Raw genomic sequence first — 16,296 nt, 5'->3', positions numbered from 1 at the left:
AGAACACCCCTTTACAGGGATGGGATCAAATGATGCTTTATGCAAGCGCTGCCAATGCAGCTTCGACCTCAGCGGCGGAGCCGACCGACGCGGTCGCGATGTCGCGGTTGATACGGCGTGCCAATCCCGAAAGCACCTTGCCGGCGCCAATTTCGTAAAGCGTGGTGACGCCGTTCGCGCCGAACCATTCCACCGTCTCGCGCCAGCGCACGCGGCCGGTTATCTGTTCGACCAGGCGGCGGGCGATCTCGTCCGGATCGCTCGACGGCGTCACCGACACGTTGGAGACGACCGGAACGACCGGCGCGTTCCTTGTCACGCCGTCGAGCGCGTCGCGCATGACGTTCGCGGCCGGCGCCATCAGCGCCGAATGGAAGGGCGCGGACACCTGCAGCAACAGCGCGCGCTTGGCGCCCTTTTCCGTGCACAGTTTTGCGGCCAGTTCGACCGCGGCCTTAGCGCCGGAAATGACCAGTTGGCCGCCGCCATTGTCGTTGGCGATCTGGCAAACAGAGCCTTTGCCTGCCTCGGCGCAAGCAGCTTCGACATCGGCCTGCTCCAGTCCGATGATCGCCGCCATTGCCCCCTCGCCGGCCGGCACCGCCGCCTGCATGGCATTGCCGCGGATGCGCAGCAGCCTGGCGGCATCGGCAACCGAAACGAAGCCTGCGGCCGCGAGTGCCGAATATTCGCCCAGCGAATGGCCGGCTACATACGCGACCTTGCCTTTCAGCGATAAGCCGCGCGATTCCAGCGCCCGGATCGCGGCCAGCGACACTGCCATCAGCGCCGGCTGAGCGTTGGCGGTCAGCGTCAACGTCTCTTCCGGCCCTTCCCAGATCAGCTTCGACAGGCTTTCGCCGAGCGCCTCGTCGACTTCCTGGAATATCCTGCGCGCCTCGGGAAAGGCGTCGGCTAGATCCTTGCCCATGCCGACTGCCTGGCTGCCTTGTCCGGGAAAGGTTAATGCAACGGCCATGCGAGGACTCCCAAGGGCTGGTTTTGCTTGCCTGATAGACGGGTTTTTCTTGCCTGTGACGCAAGGCAGGCCGCCAAGTCAAGCCCGGTTCGACCCTGCCCGGCGGCAGCTTCGTCCGCCGAGTGCCTGTTCCGAAAGGCTTTTTGGCGATCACTCCTGATGAAAACCGCTCACGATTCGTTTGCTGGCTCTTCTTATTTTCGCTACAGGCGCTAGCTTTGCGTGACAATTCTATGACAATCGAGTGACGTGTTTGTCGCTGGGTGGGGAAGTTAAGGTGGCAAAGAGTTACAAACGCGCCGGCAAGGCCGCGCCACAGTTTCTGGAAGACGACCCCTCCACCGGCTATCTGCCGGGGAGGAGATGGCCGGTGGTGCGCTATGGGCTGATCAGCCTGGCAATCGCTGCCGTCCTGGTGTTTGCCATCGAGTTGATCGTGCGCGGCGACTTTGCCGGCACCGTCTCCTTCTTCCTCCAGCCGCTCAAGCCTGGCTGGACCACCATTGTCGTGTTTGCGCTGATCCTGATCGGGCTCGATGCGGTGCTTGGCCGCAGCCACCAGAGCCTGATGATCGTCGCGCCGCTGACCTTGTCGCTTGCCTTCGTCGGTCACCAGAAGTCGCACTATCTCGGCGATCCGCTCTATCCGACCGATTTCCTCTATGCCCGCCAGATCTTCGCGCTGCTGCCGCTTTTGGTGCGCGACCGGCCGATGACCGCGCTTGCCATGGTCGTCGGCATCGTCGCCGGCCTGTCGCTGCTCGTCTATGGCTGGCGGCTGTGGCGCCGCAAGGTTCCCGCACTCAGCCGCAAGGGCCGCCTTGCCCGGCTGACGCTGGCGGTGCCGCTGCTTGCCTTCTTCGTTTCGATCATGGACTACGCCACCTTCTCCTGGACCAGGGACCGGCTGCAGATCATCCCGATCATGTGGGACCAGAAGGAAAACTATGCCTCCAACGGCTTTGCACTGGCCTTTGCCCTCAACGTGCCGATGGCGCATGTCTCGGCGCCGCCAGGCTATTCCGACAAGGCAATCGCGGCGATCGGCAGGTCCGATGTGACCGCCTCAGTGCCAGCCGAGAAACCTGACATCATCATCGTCATGAGCGAATCCTTCTGGGATCCGACCAAGCTGCCCGGCGTCACCATCACGCCCGATCCGATCCCCAATGTGCGGGCTCTGCGCTCGGGCTCGATGTTCTCGCCGGAATTCGGCGGCATGACAGCCAACATCGAGTTCGAGGCGCTGACCGGCTTTTCCAACGCATTCCTGCCTGCCGGCAGCATCCCCTACCAGCAATATGTGCGCACGCCGACGCCTTCACTGGCGACCTTCCTCAAGAGCCAGGGTTACCGGGCACGCGCTATCCATCCCGGCACCAACTGGTTCTGGAACCGTGGCGCGGTCTATGCTGATTTCGGCTTCAACGATTTCAAGTCGGAAGAAACGCTGCCGCCGATGCAAAAGCGCGGGCCGCTGGCATCGGATGCGGCGATGACCGACGAGATCATCAGCGAGGCCGACGCCAGCGACGAACCGGCGTTCTTCTTTGCGGTCAGCCTGCAAAACCACGGTCCCTACGAGCCGAACCGCTATTACAATCCCACTCATACGGTGCAGTCGCCGATCAGCCAGTGGGCGCGCGAATCGTTGCTCAGCTATGCGGAGGGCTCAGCCGATGCCGATCGCGGCCTTGAACGCCTAGTCGAATGGGCAAAGAAGCGCTCCCGCCCCACGGTGATCGCCTTCTTTGGCGACCATCTGCCACCGCTGGGGCCGGTCTACGTCGAAACCGGTTTCCTGAAGGACAATGTCGCGCCGCGCAAGGAAGCGTCGCCCGAGGCCGCCCTTGAACACCACGAGACGCCGCTGGTCATCTGGTCGAACCGCACCGGGCCGGCTGAAGACATGGGCGCCGTCAGTCCTGCCTTCCTGCCCTATCATATCCTGAAGAAGGCCGGCATCAGCCATCCCTACTACACCGGCTTCCTGGGCCAGATGAGCGAACGCTACCGCGTCGTCGACCGCAACCTGTTGCTGACGCCGGCTGGCGACGCCACGCCCGATTGGGCGCGGCAGAAGGAGATCGACCCGGCGATCCGCGATTTCCGCCTGTTGCAGTACGATATGATGTTCGGCAAACGCCACGCGGCGCCCGACTTCTTCCCCGAAACGGTCGACAAGGTTGTCGCCCATACGAGTTGAGCAGACCCCGTCAGGAGCCGGCCCGTCTCTCGGGGTCGAGCTTTCAGTTCGTCAATTGCAGCTTCGTGAACTTGTTGGCGATCTGCAGGAACACGTTCGGCAGTTTAGTCGGGTCGCTGACGGCATAATAGACGCCGTGCCTTCCTCCTCGATCAGGAAGGCCGAATAGATCGTGCTCGTCGCATCGTCGTCACGATCAGATCCAGCATCGGCCCAACCGCCAGCCATTGGTGACGGCTGCCATCCTAATGCAGCATCATCCCCTCACAAGGCTTCCTTTCCCGTTTGCGCCGGTGAGCACCGCGCCGCTTGGCCCGTTCCACCAGCCCAGCCGCATGAAGCTGTGTCGAGATGAAGGTGTAGCCCCAGCTGAAATCGTGATCGCGCAGCAGGTGCTCGTGGAAATGCTTCACGTTCCAGCCAAGATAGCGATGACGATAAAGCTCCAGCATCTCCTCAATCGCCTCCGCCGGCACCCGACGCGTCGAAATCTTGCCCAAGCGATGGTCCACCACCTTCCCCGGCCTCTTCGTAACGGTCGCGGTGGCGCCGGAATGCCGCTCCGACATGCCCAGCAGTTCGCCTGCCTCCATCATCGATAGATCGCCGCCATTCCAGCGGCTCAAAACGTCCCGAAACTTCTGCGTTCTCCGGTCCTGTAGCCATGCCGTCAGTTTCATCCCCAGCCTCCGTTCGCTGGAAATCAAACCGGACAACTCACGTGCTACCTAATCCGGACAACTCATCTTCTTACGACACAGGACGCCGCCCGCCCTTGCCTTCCAGCCGGATTGCTGTATAGACGCCCGCAATCTGCCGGTCCTTGCTGGGGGCTGAACGGAGGGCCGGAGGTTTTTTCGAAAGCCTTCGTGTGAAGCCAGAAGTGCTCCCGCCTCCCGTGTCTCCGCTCTCGACCGTCTCGTCATGCTCCTTTCTTCCCCGCGCCCTTCGAGGGTTTGTGGGTCAGAGAAGTTGCAGAGGCTTTTGCCGCCGGGAACCGGGAGAGAAACGAAGAAAGGCATAAGACATAATGGCTCTATACGAACATGTGTTTCTTGCCCGGCAGGACCTCTCGCAGCAGCAGGTCGATGCGCTTGTCGAACAGTACAAGGGCGTCATCTCCGCAAATGGCGGGTCCGTCGGCCGGGTCGAGAACTGGGGACTGAAGTCCCTCACCTACCGGGTCAACAAGAACCGGAAGGCTTATTACACGCTGATGGACCTGAATTGCCCCGCGGCCGCGCTCAACGAGATGGAGCGCCAGATGGGCCTGTCCGAAGACGTGCTGCGTTTCCTGACCATCAAGGTCGAGGCGCATGAGGAAGGCCCGTCGGCCATGATGCAGAAGCGCGAAGAGCGCTCGGAACGCGGCGGCTTCGGCGACCGCGACCGTGGCGATCGTGGTCCGCGCTCGTTCGGCGATCGTGATCGCGGCGACCGTGGCGATCGTCCGCCGCGCTCGTTCGGCGACGCCGGTGCCGATCGTGGTCCGCGCCGTCCGCGCGAAGGCTTTGAAGGGGGTGCAGAATAATGGTCGACATCAATCAGATCCCGACCCGGCGCCCGTTCCATCGCCGCCGCAAGACCTGCCCATTCTCCGGCGCCAACGCGCCCAAGATCGACTACAAGGACGTGCGTCTGCTGCAGCGCTATATTTCAGAGCGCGGCAAGATCGTGCCGTCGCGCATCACCGCCGTCAGCCAGAAGAAGCAGCGCGAACTCGCCAAGGCGATCAAGCGCGCCCGCTTCCTCGGCCTGCTGCCCTACGTGGTTCGCTAATTTCTCTGACGCGGGCGGTTCGCCGCCCGCTCTTCTCCCACGGCGACGGGCGCCGCAGGGTTGAACATCAAATCCCGGGTTGAGGTCAAAACCTCTAACTGCCGCGACAGGCAGGACAGCGACACCAGCGCCCCAGGCGCCCAAGCTTCCTGACCTGTTCCAGAGACATTCGGCGTCGATCTCCTCGATCGATTGGCGCCAACCGAAGGAACAAAACCATGGAAGTCATTCTTCTCGAACGCGTTTCCCGCCTCGGCCAGATGGGCGATACCGTCAAGGTCAAGGACGGCTTTGCCCGTAACTTCCTGCTGCCGCAGGGCAAGGCGCTGCGCGCCAACGAAGCCAACAAGAAGAAGTTCGAAGGCCAGCGCGCCCAGCTCGAAGCCCGCAACCTCGAGCGCAAGTCGGAAGCCAGTCAGGTCGCCGAAAAGCTCGACGGCAAGAGCTTCATCGCCGTGCGCTCAGCCGGTGAAACCGGACAGCTTTACGGTTCCGTTTCGACCCGCGACATCGCCGATCTGCTGACGGTGGAAGGTTTCTCGGTCAACCGCAACCAGATCCTGCTCAACCAGCCGATCAAGACCATCGGCCTCACCAATGTGGCGATCGCGCTGCATCCGGAAGTCGAAGTCACAATCACGCTCAACATCGCCCGCACGGCCGACGAGGCCGAACGCCAGGCCAAGGGCGAGACGCTGACCACCGCCGAAGCCATCTATGGCGACGACATCAACGACAACGCCCGGCCGGAAAACTTCTTCGACCCGAACACCGAGTTCGAGGGCGGCGAAGACAACGCCTGATCATACGTCGCAAGGCGATCGGAGCTACGCTTCGATCAGGATTAGAGCTGTGCTCTGATCACTTTGCCGGCATCCAGCCACACTGGACCAACGCCCGGGCCTCGCGCCCGGGCTTTTTTATGCCAAATGGAACTTTTCGAACCCCTATATATTGTTGCAGACTACAGCGTCGCGCGTCCTTTGGCCGCGCAAATGACGCCGTGGAGCTTTGGGCGCAAGATCCCCGATGAAAATCTAGTCCGATTTTCGGGTCGCGCGCCAAGACAGCCTGTCTGGCCGAGAGGGGACATTTGGTCATGAATATTCTGTTGAAGCGCGTTCTCGACCGCCTGGTGCGCACCGGCAATCTCAAGGTCACCGGCCCCAAGGGCACGACAGTGGTTTTCGGCGACGGCAGCGGCGAACCGGTGCACATGCATATCAAGACTGCGCATGCCGAACGCGCCATCACCTTCGACCCGATGCTGGCCGTGCCTGAAGCCTACATGGACGGCGAACTCGACATTCTCGAAGGTGGCGTGCTGGGCGTGATGCGCATCGCCTTCCAGAACATGGGGAGCGGCGGCATCGACGCCACATGGTCGAAGGCCATCGAAGGCCTGCGCCACGCCTTCCGCCGCCTGCAGCAGATCAACACCGCCTCGCGCTCGCGCCGCAACGTGCAGCGTCACTACGATTTGTCGGGTGATCTCTACCGGCTCTTCCTCGACGAGGACATGCAGTATTCCTGCGCCTATTTCGAGCAGCCGGATATGACGCTCGACGAAGCGCAGGCCGCCAAGAAGCGCCACATCGCCGCCAAGCTCCGGCTGAAGGCCGGCCAGACCGTACTCGACATCGGCTCCGGCTGGGGCGGGCTCGGCCTCTATCTCGCCAAGGCGTTCGACGTCGACGTGCAGGGCGTAACGCTGTCGACAGAGCAGCATGGCGTCGCCACCGACCGGGCGCATGCGCAAGGTTTGGAAAGCCGCGTGCATTTCGAGCTCAAGGACTACCGCGAGCTCAACGAGCGTTTCGACCGTATTGTCTCGGTCGGCATGTTCGAGCATGTCGGCGTCAACCATTACCGCACATTCTTCGACAAGAGCGCGACGCTGCTCAAGCCGGACGGCGTCATGCTGCTGCACACGATCGGCCGTTCCGGCGTGCCGTGGGCAACCAGCGCCTTCATCCGCAAATACATCTTCCCGGGCGGCTATATCCCCGCGCTCTCGGAAGTCATGCCGGCGATCGAGAAATCGGGCCTGGTCGTCACCGATGTCGAAATTCTCAGGCTCCACTATGCCGATACGCTGAAGCATTGGGGCCAGCGCTTCGCCGCCAACCGCGACAAGGCCAAGGCGATCTATGACGAGCGCTTCTGCCGCATGTGGGAGTTCTACCTGGCTGCCTCGGAAGCCGCCTTCCGCTGGCAGGACTTGGTGATCTTCCAGATCCAGATCACCAAGAAGAACGACACGCTGCCGGTGTCGCGCGACTACATGGCCAAGTGCGAGAAGGCGCTTGAGATGCGCGACATGGGGCATCGTGAAACGGCACCGGTCAAAAAAAGCCCTGTCGCCAAGCCGGCTCGCCGCCGCAAGGTTGCGGACCAGGAATAAGCATTGCCGCTTGCCATTGCCGGCCCCTGCACTGAAAAAGGTCCCGTGATCGTCACGGGACCTTTTTCATGACCTACGTGCTCTATGCCGCTGCCGCCCTGGCCGAGATCGCCGGCTGCTTCTCGTTCTGGGCCTGGTGGCGGCTGGGGAAGTCGCCGCTGTGGCTGCTCCCCGGTCTCGCCTCGCTCGCCCTGTTCGGCTTCCTGCTGGCACTGGTCGACACGTCAGCCGCCGGTCGAGCCTACGCCGCCTACGGCGGCATCTACATTGCGGCGTCGCTTGGCTGGCTGTGGCTGGTGGAGGGCGTGCGCCCCGACCGCTGGGATTTTGCCGGTGCCGCACTTTGTATTGCCGGCGCTTCGGTGATCCTTCTCGTCCCGCGGGGCGCATGAAGATGGAGTTGCCGGCATCCCTTCGCCAAGGCGTGGAGCGCCTGCTCGAAAACGTTCCTCTGACGGCACTCAAACAAGCGGCAAAAACGCTGTCCGACCGTTACCGTGCCGAGTTGCGCGACGGCCGTCTGCACATGGCCGAGGATCTGGCGGTGAAGGCCTATCTGGCGACGCGGCTGCCGGCGACCTATGCCGCGATCCGCGCCAGCCTCGACGCGCTGAGCGACGCCAAGCCCGGCCTTCAACCCAAGAGCCTGCTCGATGTCGGCGCCGGCCCTGGTACGGTGCTCTGGGCCACGACCGATCGGTGGCCCGATCTCGAACAGGCTGTGCTGCTGGAAGCGAGCGCGGCGGTACGCAAGGTGGGCGAGGCGCTTGCCGGCGACGCAATTGCCGCCCAGACCAGATGGTTGGCGGGTGATGCCACCATCGACCTTGCCGACCTCGAGCCGGCCGATCTGGTCACATGCGCCTATGTGCTGGACGAAATCGCCCCAGCATCGCTGCCAAAGCTCATCGGCCGGCTCTGGCAGCTCACCGCCGACACGCTGTTGATCGTCGAGCCCGGCACCCCGGCCGGCTGGCAGCGCATCCTTGCCGGGCGCCGGCAGCTGATCGAGGCGGGCGCGCATGTGCTTGCGCCTTGCCCGCATCAGGCGCCCTGCCCGCTCGCCCCGCCCGACTGGTGCCATTTTTCCCGCCGCGTCGCCCGCTCACGCCTGCACCGGCTGGCAAAGGACGCCGACGTGCCGTGGGAGGACGAGAAGTTCATCTATGTCGCAGCGTCCCGCGACGGACCAACTTCACACCAGGCACGGGTTCTTGCACCGCCGAAATCCGGCTCCGGCAAGGTTCTGCTCAAGCTTTGCCAGGACGACGGCACTGCCACCGAGCGCCTGTTCACCAAGCGCGACGGCGCCGACTTCAAGCTGGCCCGGCGGGTGGACTGGGGCGACAGGCTGGACAACACCGCAAAATGAACAGCGCAATGTTCTTGCTTCGTTCCGACGAGTCAGGTAGGAATCAATGCCCTGTCGAGTCAACCGGAATCGGGGCACGGGAATACTCTCCTGTGGACGATTGGTCGTTCCTGTGAACAACGGGCATCAAGGTTCGTTGGTCGCGTAGTGATGCAGAAAGGTCAGCATCGACTCGTCACGTTCTGATATCGAAGGTCGGGATCGAAATCGGGGATATCATGGCAGAGGCAGCGCGAAAATTCGGCGTGGCGGAAACACCGCTTTATCGTGAAGCACCAAACAACATCGAGGCCGAGCAGGCGCTGCTCGGCGCCATCCTCGTCAACAACGACGCCTTCTACCGCGTCTCGGACTTCCTCAAGGCCAGCCATTTCTACGAGCCGCTGCACCGCAAGATCTTTGAGGTGGCGTCCGAGTTCATCCGCATGGGCAAGGTGGCGACGCCGATCACGCTGAAGACTTTCCTGCCGGCCGACGAGAAGGTTGGCGACATGACGATGGCGCAATATGTCGTGCGGCTGGCGGTGGAGGCCGTGACAGTCGTCAACGCCACCGACTATGGCCGCGCCATCTACGATCTTGCGACACGCCGCGCGCTGATCACCGTCGGCGAGGACATGGTCAACATCGCCTATGACGCGCCGGTCGACATGGCGCCCACCGAGCAGATCGAGGATGCCGAGCGGCGGCTGTTCGAACTGGCTGAAAACGGCCGCTACGACGGTGGTTTCGAGAGTTTTTCCGATGCGTTGAAGAACGCCGTCGACATGGCAAGCGCGGCCTATATGCGCGATGGTCACCTGTCCGGCATTGCCACCGGCCTGCGCGATCTCGACCACCGCATGGGCGGCCTGCAGCCATCGGATTTGATCATCATCGCCGGCCGCCCGGGCATGGGCAAGACGTCGCTGGCCACCAACATCGCCTACAACATCGCGGCCGCTTATGAGCCCGCCCAGCAGGCCGACGGCTCCGTAAAGGCGGCCAATGGCGGCGTCGTCGGCTTCTTCTCGCTCGAAATGTCGTCGGAGCAGCTGGCCACCCGCATCATCTCCGAGCAGACCGAGATCCCGTCATCGAAAATCAGGCGCGGCGACCTGACCGAAGCCGATTTCGGCAAGCTGGTCGCGTATACGCAGGAGAACCACAAGCGGCCGCTCTACATCGACCAGACGGGCGGTATTTCGATCGCCCAGCTTGCGGCGCGCGCCCGCCGCCTCAAGCGCCAGCGCGGGCTGGATCTGATGGTCATCGACTATATCCAGCTGATGCAGGGTTCGTCGGCCAAGGCGTCGCAGAACCGCGTCCAGGAAATCACCGAGATCACCACCGGACTGAAGGCACTCGGCAAGGAGCTTGGCGTGCCGATCATCGCCCTCTCACAGCTCTCGCGTCAGGTCGAAAGCCGCGACGACAAGCATCCGCAGCTGTCCGACCTGCGCGAGTCGGGCTCGATCGAGCAGGACGCCGACGTCGTGCTCTTCGTGTATCGCGAGGAATATTACATCAAGAACAAGGAGCCGGAGAAAGGCACGCCGGAGCACCTCGCCTGGGAAACGAAGATGATCGAGGTCCAGGGCAAGGCCGAAGTGATCATCGCCAAGCAGCGCCACGGACCGACCGGCACGGTCAGCCTTGCCTTCCAGGGCGAGTTCACCCGCTTCTCCGACCTTGCCGAGGAGCACCACCTGCCGGAAAGGTTCGAGTAGCTTTTTGACCTACCGTCGCCACCACGCCCAAGCCATTTTCAAGCAGCAGCCATCTGATGGCTAAATCGCGCGTGCAATTCATCTGCCAAAATTGCGGATCGGTGCATCAGCGCTGGGCCGGCAAATGCGATGCCTGCGGCGAGTGGAACACGCTGGTCGAGGAAGGCACGTCCGGCGGCATCGGCTCAGGGCCAGCCAACACGCGCAACGCCCGCAAAGGCCGCGCGGTGGTGCTGACCACGCTGTCCGGCGACATCGAGGACGCGCCGCGCATCATCTCGGGCATCGGCGAACTCGATCGCGCCACCGGTGGTGGTTTCGTGCGTGGCTCGGCGCTGCTGGTCGGCGGCGATCCCGGCATCGGCAAATCGACGCTGCTCACCCAGGCGGCCGCCGCACTGGCGTCAAAGGGCCACCGCATCGTCTATGTCTCGGGCGAAGAGGCGGTCGCGCAGATCAGGCTGCGGGCGCAGCGGCTTGGCGTCGCCTTCTCTCCGGTGGAACTTGCCGCCGAGACCAATGTCGAGGACATCCTGGCGACAATAGCCGACGGCAAGCGGCCTGACCTGGTCATCCTGGATTCGATCCAGACGCTGTGGACCGACCTTGCCGATTCGGCGCCGGGGACCGTCACCCAGGTGCGCGCCGCCGCCCAGGCGATGATCCGTTATGCGAAATCCACAGGGGCGGCGATCGTGTTGGTCGGCCATGTCACCAAGGAAGGCCAGATCGCCGGGCCGCGTGTCGTCGAGCACATGGTCGACGCCGTGCTCTACTTCGAAGGCGAAGGCGGCCATCATTACCGCATCCTGCGCACGGTGAAGAACCGTTTTGGACCGACCGACGAGATCGGTGTCTTCGAAATGTCGGACAAGGGCCTGCGCGAGGTCGCCAACCCGTCCGAGCTTTTCCTTGGCGAACGCCATGCCAAATCGCCGGGTGCGGCGGTTTTCGCCGGCATGGAGGGGACGAGGCCGGTGCTGGTCGAGATCCAGGCGCTGGTCGCGCCCTCCTCTCTCGGCACGCCGCGCCGCGCCGTCGTCGGCTGGGATGGCGCCCGGCTGTCGATGATCCTGGCGGTTCTCGAAGCCCATTGTGGCGTGCGCTTCGGCAGCCACGATGTCTATCTCAACGTCGCCGGCGGCTACCGCATCTCGGAGCCCGCGGCCGATCTCGCGGTGGCGGCGGCCCTGGTTTCCTCGCTCACCGGTCTTGCCCTTCCCGCCGATTGCGTCTATTTCGGCGAAATCAGCCTTTCGGGCGCCGTGAGGCCGGTTGCGCATGCGCAACAGCGCCTCAAGGAAGCCGAAAAGCTGGGTTTTGGAAGCGCGGTTCTGCCCTCGGGCAGCGGGGAATTGGCCGGGGGGATCGGGGCTGGTTCTTTCCAGCCGACCGAGCTTGCCGACCTCGTGGCACGCATAGCCGGCTCACGCCGAAGCCGCGTGGACGAACAAGATTAGAGCATCGGACCCGAAAGCGGAAACCGGTTTTGGGAAAACCCGATGCTCCGCGCTATAATGCGGCTCATGGAGTGGGGCGAAAGACATGCCGATTACGCTGCTTGACGGAATTCTCGTCGGCTTCACTCTGGTCTCGGCGATGCTCGCCATGGTTCGCGGCTTCTCGCGCGAAGTCCTGTCCGTTGTCTCCTGGGCAGCAGCGGCGGCGGCGGCTTTCTTCTTCTACAAGCCGGTCCTGCCTTACCTGAAGCCCTACATCGAGAATGAAAAGATCGCCATGGCGGCCTCCGCCGGCGTCGTCTTCATCGTCGCGCTGATCGTCGTCTCGGTCATCACCATGAAGCTCGCCGACTGGATCATCGATTCCCGAATCGGCGCGCTCGACCGCACGTTGGGCTTCCTCTACGGCGCCGCGCGCGGCATACTGGTCGTTGCCGTGGCCCTGCTGTTCTTCAACTGGCTGGCCGGCGCCAAGGCTCCCGCCTGGGTCACGGATGCCAAGTCGCGGCCGCTGCTCGAGCAGATAGGCGCCAAGCTCGAAAGCCTGCTGCCCGAGGATCCGGAAAACGCCATCCTCAAGAAGCTCAACCCGAATCAGCCGGCCGCGGAGACGCCCGCGGCTCCGGACGCCCCGGCGGCGGATGCTCCCGCGGGTGGCGACGATGTCAACACGCCGGCGCCTGACGATGAACCCGCAACACCGCCGACGGACAACGCACCGGCCAATCCGGCCCCGGCTGCACCGGCAAACTGACGCCAAAAACGGCGTCAGGACCTGACGATGGTGTGAACGGCTGCACGGCGCGCGTTGCTTTCGACGCGAACCCGCACTATATGGCGATTTTAGCGGAGCTTAAGATGGCAGACGCAGACGACGTGCTTTCCGCCGAGGCCGACGACCATTTCCACGACGAATGCGGCGTGTTCGGCATTTTCGGCCGGCAGGATGCCGCGGCCATCGTCACGTTGGGCCTGCATGCGCTCCAGCATCGCGGCCAGGAAGCGGCCGGCATCGTTTCCTATGACGGCAGCCAGTTCCATGTCGAACACCATGTCGGCCTGATCGGCGACACCTTCACCAAGCAGCGCGTCATCGACAGCTTGCAAGGCAACCGCGCCATCGGCCACACACGCTATGCTACCACGGGCGGCGCCGGTATGCGCAACATCCAGCCCTTCTTCGCCGAGTTGGCCGATGGCGGCTTTGCCGTCGCCCACAACGGCAATCTGACCAATGCCATGACCGTGCAGCGCGCGCTGCAGAAACAAGGCGCGATCTTCTCCTCCACCTCCGATACCGAGACGCTTTTGCACCTCGTCGCCACCAGCAAGGAGCGCGATTTGAACTCGCGTTTCATCGATGCGGTGCGGCAAGTCGAGGGCGCCTTCTCGCTGGTGGCGATGACGGCCAAGAAGATGATCGGCTGCCGCGACCCGCTCGGCATCCGGCCGCTGGTGCTGGGCGATCTCGACGGCGCCTGGATCCTGGCCTCCGAAACCTGCGCGCTCGACATCATCGGAGCGCGTTTCGTGCGCGACCTGAAGCCCGGCGAAATGGTCGTCGTCACGTCCAAGGGCATTGAAAGCCTGTTCCCCTTCGAGCCGCAGAAGACCCGCTTCTGCATCTTCGAATATGTCTATTTCGCGCGGCCGGATTCCTCGGTCGAAGGCCGCAACGTCTATGAGGTGCGCAAGCGGATTGGCGCCGAGCTTGCGGTTGAAAGCCCGGTCGAGGCCGACATCGTCGTGCCGGTGCCGGATTCGGGCACGCCGGCGGCGATCGGCTTCAGCCAGGCCGCCGGCATCCCCTTCGAACTCGGCATCATCCGCAACCACTATGTCGGCCGCACCTTCATCCAGCCCGGCGATTCGATCCGCCACATGGGCGTCAAGCTGAAGCACAACGCCAACCGCCGCATGATCGAGGGCAAGCGCGTGGTGCTGGTCGACGACAGCATCGTGCGCGGCACCACCAGCCAGAAGATCGTGCAGATGGTGCGCGACGCCGGTGCCAAGGAAGTCCATATGCGCATCGCCTCGCCGCCGACACGCGCCTCCTGCTTCTACGGCGTCGACACGCCGGAGAAGTCGAAGCTTTTGGCATCGCGCATGTCGGTGGAGGAGATGGCCGAGTTCATCCGCGTCGATTCGCTCGGCTTCCTCTCCATCGACGGGCTCTACCGCGCCGTCGGTGAGACCAGCCGCGACAACGACCAGCCGCAATTCTGCGACGCCTGCTTCACCGGCCAGTATCCGACCCGCCTGCTCGACTTCGAAGGCCACGACAATGTGCGCACGCTGTCGCTGCTGGCGACGAGCGGGACGTAGGGTTGCCGGATCGTTACTTTTTTAGCCAGATTTCCGGAATCCATCGCATGACCCTCGACCTTACCGGCCGCGTTGCGGTCGTCACCGGCGCTTCGCGCGGCATCGGCTATTTCATCGCCAAGGAATTGGCTGCCGCCGGCGCGCATGTCATCGCGGTCGCGCGCACTGTCGGCGGCCTGGAAGAGCTCGACGATCAGATCAAGGCGGCCGGCGGCCAGGCGACACTGGTGCCGCTCGACCTCGCCGACATGGCCGGCATCGACCGGCTGGGCGGCGCCATCCACGAACGCTGGGGCAAGCTCGACATTCTCGTCGCCAATGCCGGCGTGCTCGGCGTGATCTCTCCGATCGGCCATGTCGAAGCAAAGACCTTCGAGAAGGTGATGACCATCAACGTCACCTCGACCTGGCGGCTGATCCGCTCGGTCGACCCGCTGCTGCGGCTCTCGGACGCTGGCCGCGCGATCATCCTGACTTCCAACGCAGCGCACTCGGCACGCGCCTTCTGGGCGCCCTACGCGGCATCCAAGGCGGCGGTCGAGACGATGATGCGCTCCTGGGCGCATGAGACACAAAGCCTGCCGCTGCGCGTCAATGCCGCCGACCCCGGCGCCACCCGCACCGCCATGCGGGCGCAGGCTGTGCCGGGCGAAGATCCCGAGACGCTGCCGCACCCCTCCGAGATCGCCAAGCGCATCGTGCCGCTGGCCAGTCCGGAGCTGAAAGAGACCGGATTGATCTTCCAGGCCAAGCACAATCGCTTCGTCGCCTACCGGCAGCCGGAATAAAACTTGACTGCGAGGCGGATTAAATAGGCCTCCGGCAACGTTTCTTCGAATGTACTCATTCGAAGACCAACCGGAGGACCATAATGCGCAAACTGCTTCTCGCCACCGCCGCCACCCTGATCGCAGCTGCGGGCGCCGCCTATTCGCAAGACGCAACGATGAGTTTCTTCGTCACCAGTGCCGGTTCGGGCAAGGGCGCCGATCTCGGCGGCCTCAAGGGTGCCGACGCGCATTGCGCCTCGCTGGCGGAAGCCGCCGGCGTCACCGGCAAGACCTGGGCTGCCTATCTTTCGACCAGCGACACCGATGCGCGCGACCGTATCGGCAAGGGGCCGTGGGTGAACGCCAAGGGCGTCAAGATCGCAGACGACGTCGCCTCTCTGCACAGTGACGCCAACGGCATCACCAAACAAACTGCGCTGAACGAGAAGGGCGAAATGGTCAACGGACGCGGCGACAAACCGAACCGCCACGACATGCTGACCGGCTCCAAGCCCGATGGCACCAAGATCGCCGACCAGACCTGCGGCGACTGGACGATGAGCGGGGCTGAGGGAGCCGCGATGATGGGCCATCATGACCGCACCGGCCTCGACGAATCGGCTGCCGCCAAATCCTGGAATTCCTCGCATGCCTCGCGCGGCGGCTGCAGCCAAGAGGCGCTGAAGGGCACCGGCGGCGACGGCCTTTTCTATTGTTTCGCAACCAACTGAGCCAATCGGCCTTCAAAAATTGGGGCTGAAACCCACCGCCACATCACGCGCCTGTGATGCGGCGGTGGAAGGCTGCGTCGCGGTCATGCTTTCGTCATTTCCGTGGAGTTGGTAGGATTGCAGCGACTCCCACAACAGGCGCCCAACTGGCAGAGGAAATCCCCATGGCTACGACCGCAGCAGCGTTGGTCTGGTATCTGGTAATCGCCGGCCCGCAGGGCGGCATGGTCGTGCTGCCCAGCACCTTCGACAAACGCGAACAGTGCACCGCCGCCATCACCGAATATCAGAAGCAGCCGACACCGGCCGGCTGGTCGGTACAATGCGTGCCCAGCGCCTCGCCCTTCACCGACGAAGGCGACGCCGAAGAGCCGGCAGCACAGTAATGAGCGTAATCTCCCCCTCGAGGGCATATGCGCTAAGATAGGTGTTGCAGTGGGGAATCGGTTGTGATTCTACACTGCGATGACTCACGAATCGCTTGTAGATGACGGCTGGGCCGAGACGATTGAGCTCCTCGGCGGTGAAGAGTTGATTGCGGGGAGTGCCCGCGAGACG

At 63.5% G+C, this 16,296-nt stretch carries 16 protein-coding genes; 14 read left to right on the top strand and 2 right to left on the bottom strand.

Translation table 11 applies throughout. The features are described 5' to 3' along the window. Positions 1 to 37: 37 nt before the first annotated feature. Entirely contained in the window at positions 38 to 979 is a 942-nt protein-coding gene (gene fabD / locus ASD12_RS14430) for an ACP S-malonyltransferase (protein ID WP_056586950.1), read from the bottom strand. A gap of 277 nt (positions 980 to 1,256) precedes the next feature. Between fabD and ASD12_RS14425 the strand changes: the two genes are divergently transcribed. Further along, complete coding sequence (locus ASD12_RS14425) at positions 1,257 to 3,185, top strand: LTA synthase family protein (protein WP_056586947.1); 1,929 nt, start codon at positions 1,257 to 1,259, stop codon at positions 3,183 to 3,185. A gap of 245 nt (positions 3,186 to 3,430) precedes the next feature. On the opposite strand, the gene ASD12_RS14420 is transcribed toward ASD12_RS14425, so the two are convergent. Next, positions 3,431 to 3,865, bottom strand: coding sequence for a hypothetical protein (locus tag ASD12_RS14420; RefSeq protein ID WP_156398594.1), 435 nt, complete (start codon positions 3,863 to 3,865; stop codon positions 3,431 to 3,433). Between the two features lie 350 nt (positions 3,866 to 4,215). Between ASD12_RS14420 and rpsF the strand changes: the two genes are divergently transcribed. From rpsF to ASD12_RS14355, 13 genes are all read left to right on the top strand, one after another. Then, the gene (gene rpsF / locus ASD12_RS14415) at positions 4,216 to 4,716 is read left to right on the top strand and encodes a 30S ribosomal protein S6 (protein ID WP_013532520.1); all 501 of its coding nucleotides are present in this window, start codon (positions 4,216 to 4,218) and stop codon (positions 4,714 to 4,716) included. Next, positions 4,716 to 4,964 carry a 30S ribosomal protein S18 gene (gene rpsR, locus ASD12_RS14410; protein ID WP_006203718.1) on the top strand — a complete coding sequence of 83 codons (249 nt, stop codon included), beginning with the start codon at positions 4,716 to 4,718 and terminating at the stop codon, positions 4,962 to 4,964. Before rpsF ends, rpsR begins: the two co-directional genes overlap by 1 nt. 218 nt (positions 4,965 to 5,182) lie before the next feature. Then, complete coding sequence (rplI, locus tag ASD12_RS14405; protein WP_056586941.1) at positions 5,183 to 5,767, top strand: 50S ribosomal protein L9; 585 nt, start codon at positions 5,183 to 5,185, stop codon at positions 5,765 to 5,767. 296 nt (positions 5,768 to 6,063) lie between these two features. Next, positions 6,064 to 7,368 (top strand): cyclopropane-fatty-acyl-phospholipid synthase family protein, encoded by a 1,305-nt coding sequence (locus tag ASD12_RS14400; protein ID WP_056586939.1) that lies wholly within the window; start codon positions 6,064 to 6,066, stop codon positions 7,366 to 7,368. Positions 7,369 to 7,436: 68 nt separating this feature from the next. Further along, positions 7,437 to 7,760, top strand: a complete 324-nt coding sequence (locus ASD12_RS14395; RefSeq protein WP_056586936.1) for a YnfA family protein — start codon at positions 7,437 to 7,439, stop codon at positions 7,758 to 7,760. Between the two features lie 2 nt (positions 7,761 to 7,762). Then, complete coding sequence (locus tag ASD12_RS14390) at positions 7,763 to 8,740, top strand: small ribosomal subunit Rsm22 family protein (protein WP_056586932.1); 978 nt, start codon at positions 7,763 to 7,765, stop codon at positions 8,738 to 8,740. Positions 8,741 to 8,958: 218 nt separating this feature from the next. After that, on the top strand, positions 8,959 to 10,449 hold the full coding sequence (locus tag ASD12_RS14385) for a replicative DNA helicase (protein WP_027037983.1): 1,491 nt from the start codon (positions 8,959 to 8,961) through the stop codon (positions 10,447 to 10,449). Between the two features lie 56 nt (positions 10,450 to 10,505). After that, complete coding sequence (radA, locus tag ASD12_RS14380; protein ID WP_056586929.1) at positions 10,506 to 11,909, top strand: DNA repair protein RadA; 1,404 nt, start codon at positions 10,506 to 10,508, stop codon at positions 11,907 to 11,909. Positions 11,910 to 11,994: 85 nt separating this feature from the next. Then, entirely contained in the window at positions 11,995 to 12,663 is a 669-nt protein-coding gene (locus ASD12_RS14375) for a CvpA family protein (RefSeq protein WP_056586926.1), read from the top strand. A 104-nt stretch (positions 12,664 to 12,767) separates the two neighbouring features. Next, the gene (gene purF / locus ASD12_RS14370; protein ID WP_056586923.1) at positions 12,768 to 14,237 is read left to right on the top strand and encodes an amidophosphoribosyltransferase; all 1,470 of its coding nucleotides are present in this window, start codon (positions 12,768 to 12,770) and stop codon (positions 14,235 to 14,237) included. Positions 14,238 to 14,284: 47 nt separating this feature from the next. Further along, on the top strand, positions 14,285 to 15,025 hold the full coding sequence (locus ASD12_RS14365; protein WP_056586921.1) for an SDR family NAD(P)-dependent oxidoreductase: 741 nt from the start codon (positions 14,285 to 14,287) through the stop codon (positions 15,023 to 15,025). 83 nt (positions 15,026 to 15,108) lie between these two features. Next, on the top strand, positions 15,109 to 15,738 hold the full coding sequence (locus ASD12_RS14360) for a hypothetical protein (RefSeq protein WP_056586919.1): 630 nt from the start codon (positions 15,109 to 15,111) through the stop codon (positions 15,736 to 15,738). Between the two features lie 164 nt (positions 15,739 to 15,902). Further along, positions 15,903 to 16,124, top strand: a complete 222-nt coding sequence (locus ASD12_RS14355) for a hypothetical protein (RefSeq protein ID WP_056586916.1) — start codon at positions 15,903 to 15,905, stop codon at positions 16,122 to 16,124. Positions 16,125 to 16,296 lie beyond the last annotated feature (172 nt).

The organism is Mesorhizobium sp. Root102 (assembly GCF_001425625.1).
Taxonomy (GTDB): domain Bacteria; phylum Pseudomonadota; class Alphaproteobacteria; order Rhizobiales; family Rhizobiaceae; genus Mesorhizobium.
Note: the sequence above shows the minus strand (reverse complement) of the source record. Positions and strands in the feature narration are given on the sequence as shown.

Bases quoted from the DNA above. Each gene is read 5' to 3' on its own strand.
- fabD (WP_056586950.1), bottom strand. From the start codon at position 979: ATGGCCGTTGCATTAACCTTTCCCGGACAAGGCAGCCAGGCAGTCGGC.
- ASD12_RS14420 (WP_156398594.1), bottom strand. From the start codon at position 3,865: ATGAAACTGACGGCATGGCTACAGGACCGGAGAACGCAGAAGTTTCGG.
- rpsF (WP_013532520.1), top strand. From the start codon at position 4,216: ATGGCTCTATACGAACATGTGTTTCTTGCCCGGCAGGACCTCTCGCAG.
- rpsR (WP_006203718.1), top strand. From the start codon at position 4,716: ATGGTCGACATCAATCAGATCCCGACCCGGCGCCCGTTCCATCGCCGC.
- rplI (WP_056586941.1), top strand. From the start codon at position 5,183: ATGGAAGTCATTCTTCTCGAACGCGTTTCCCGCCTCGGCCAGATGGGC.
- ASD12_RS14400 (WP_056586939.1), top strand. From the start codon at position 6,064: ATGAATATTCTGTTGAAGCGCGTTCTCGACCGCCTGGTGCGCACCGGC.
- ASD12_RS14395 (WP_056586936.1), top strand. From the start codon at position 7,437: ATGACCTACGTGCTCTATGCCGCTGCCGCCCTGGCCGAGATCGCCGGC.
- ASD12_RS14390 (WP_056586932.1), top strand. From the start codon at position 7,763: ATGGAGTTGCCGGCATCCCTTCGCCAAGGCGTGGAGCGCCTGCTCGAA.
- ASD12_RS14385 (WP_027037983.1), top strand. From the start codon at position 8,959: ATGGCAGAGGCAGCGCGAAAATTCGGCGTGGCGGAAACACCGCTTTAT.
- radA (WP_056586929.1), top strand. From the start codon at position 10,506: ATGGCTAAATCGCGCGTGCAATTCATCTGCCAAAATTGCGGATCGGTG.
- ASD12_RS14375 (WP_056586926.1), top strand. From the start codon at position 11,995: ATGCCGATTACGCTGCTTGACGGAATTCTCGTCGGCTTCACTCTGGTC.
- purF (WP_056586923.1), top strand. From the start codon at position 12,768: ATGGCAGACGCAGACGACGTGCTTTCCGCCGAGGCCGACGACCATTTC.
- ASD12_RS14365 (WP_056586921.1), top strand. From the start codon at position 14,285: ATGACCCTCGACCTTACCGGCCGCGTTGCGGTCGTCACCGGCGCTTCG.
- ASD12_RS14360 (WP_056586919.1), top strand. From the start codon at position 15,109: ATGCGCAAACTGCTTCTCGCCACCGCCGCCACCCTGATCGCAGCTGCG.
- ASD12_RS14355 (WP_056586916.1), top strand. From the start codon at position 15,903: ATGGCTACGACCGCAGCAGCGTTGGTCTGGTATCTGGTAATCGCCGGC.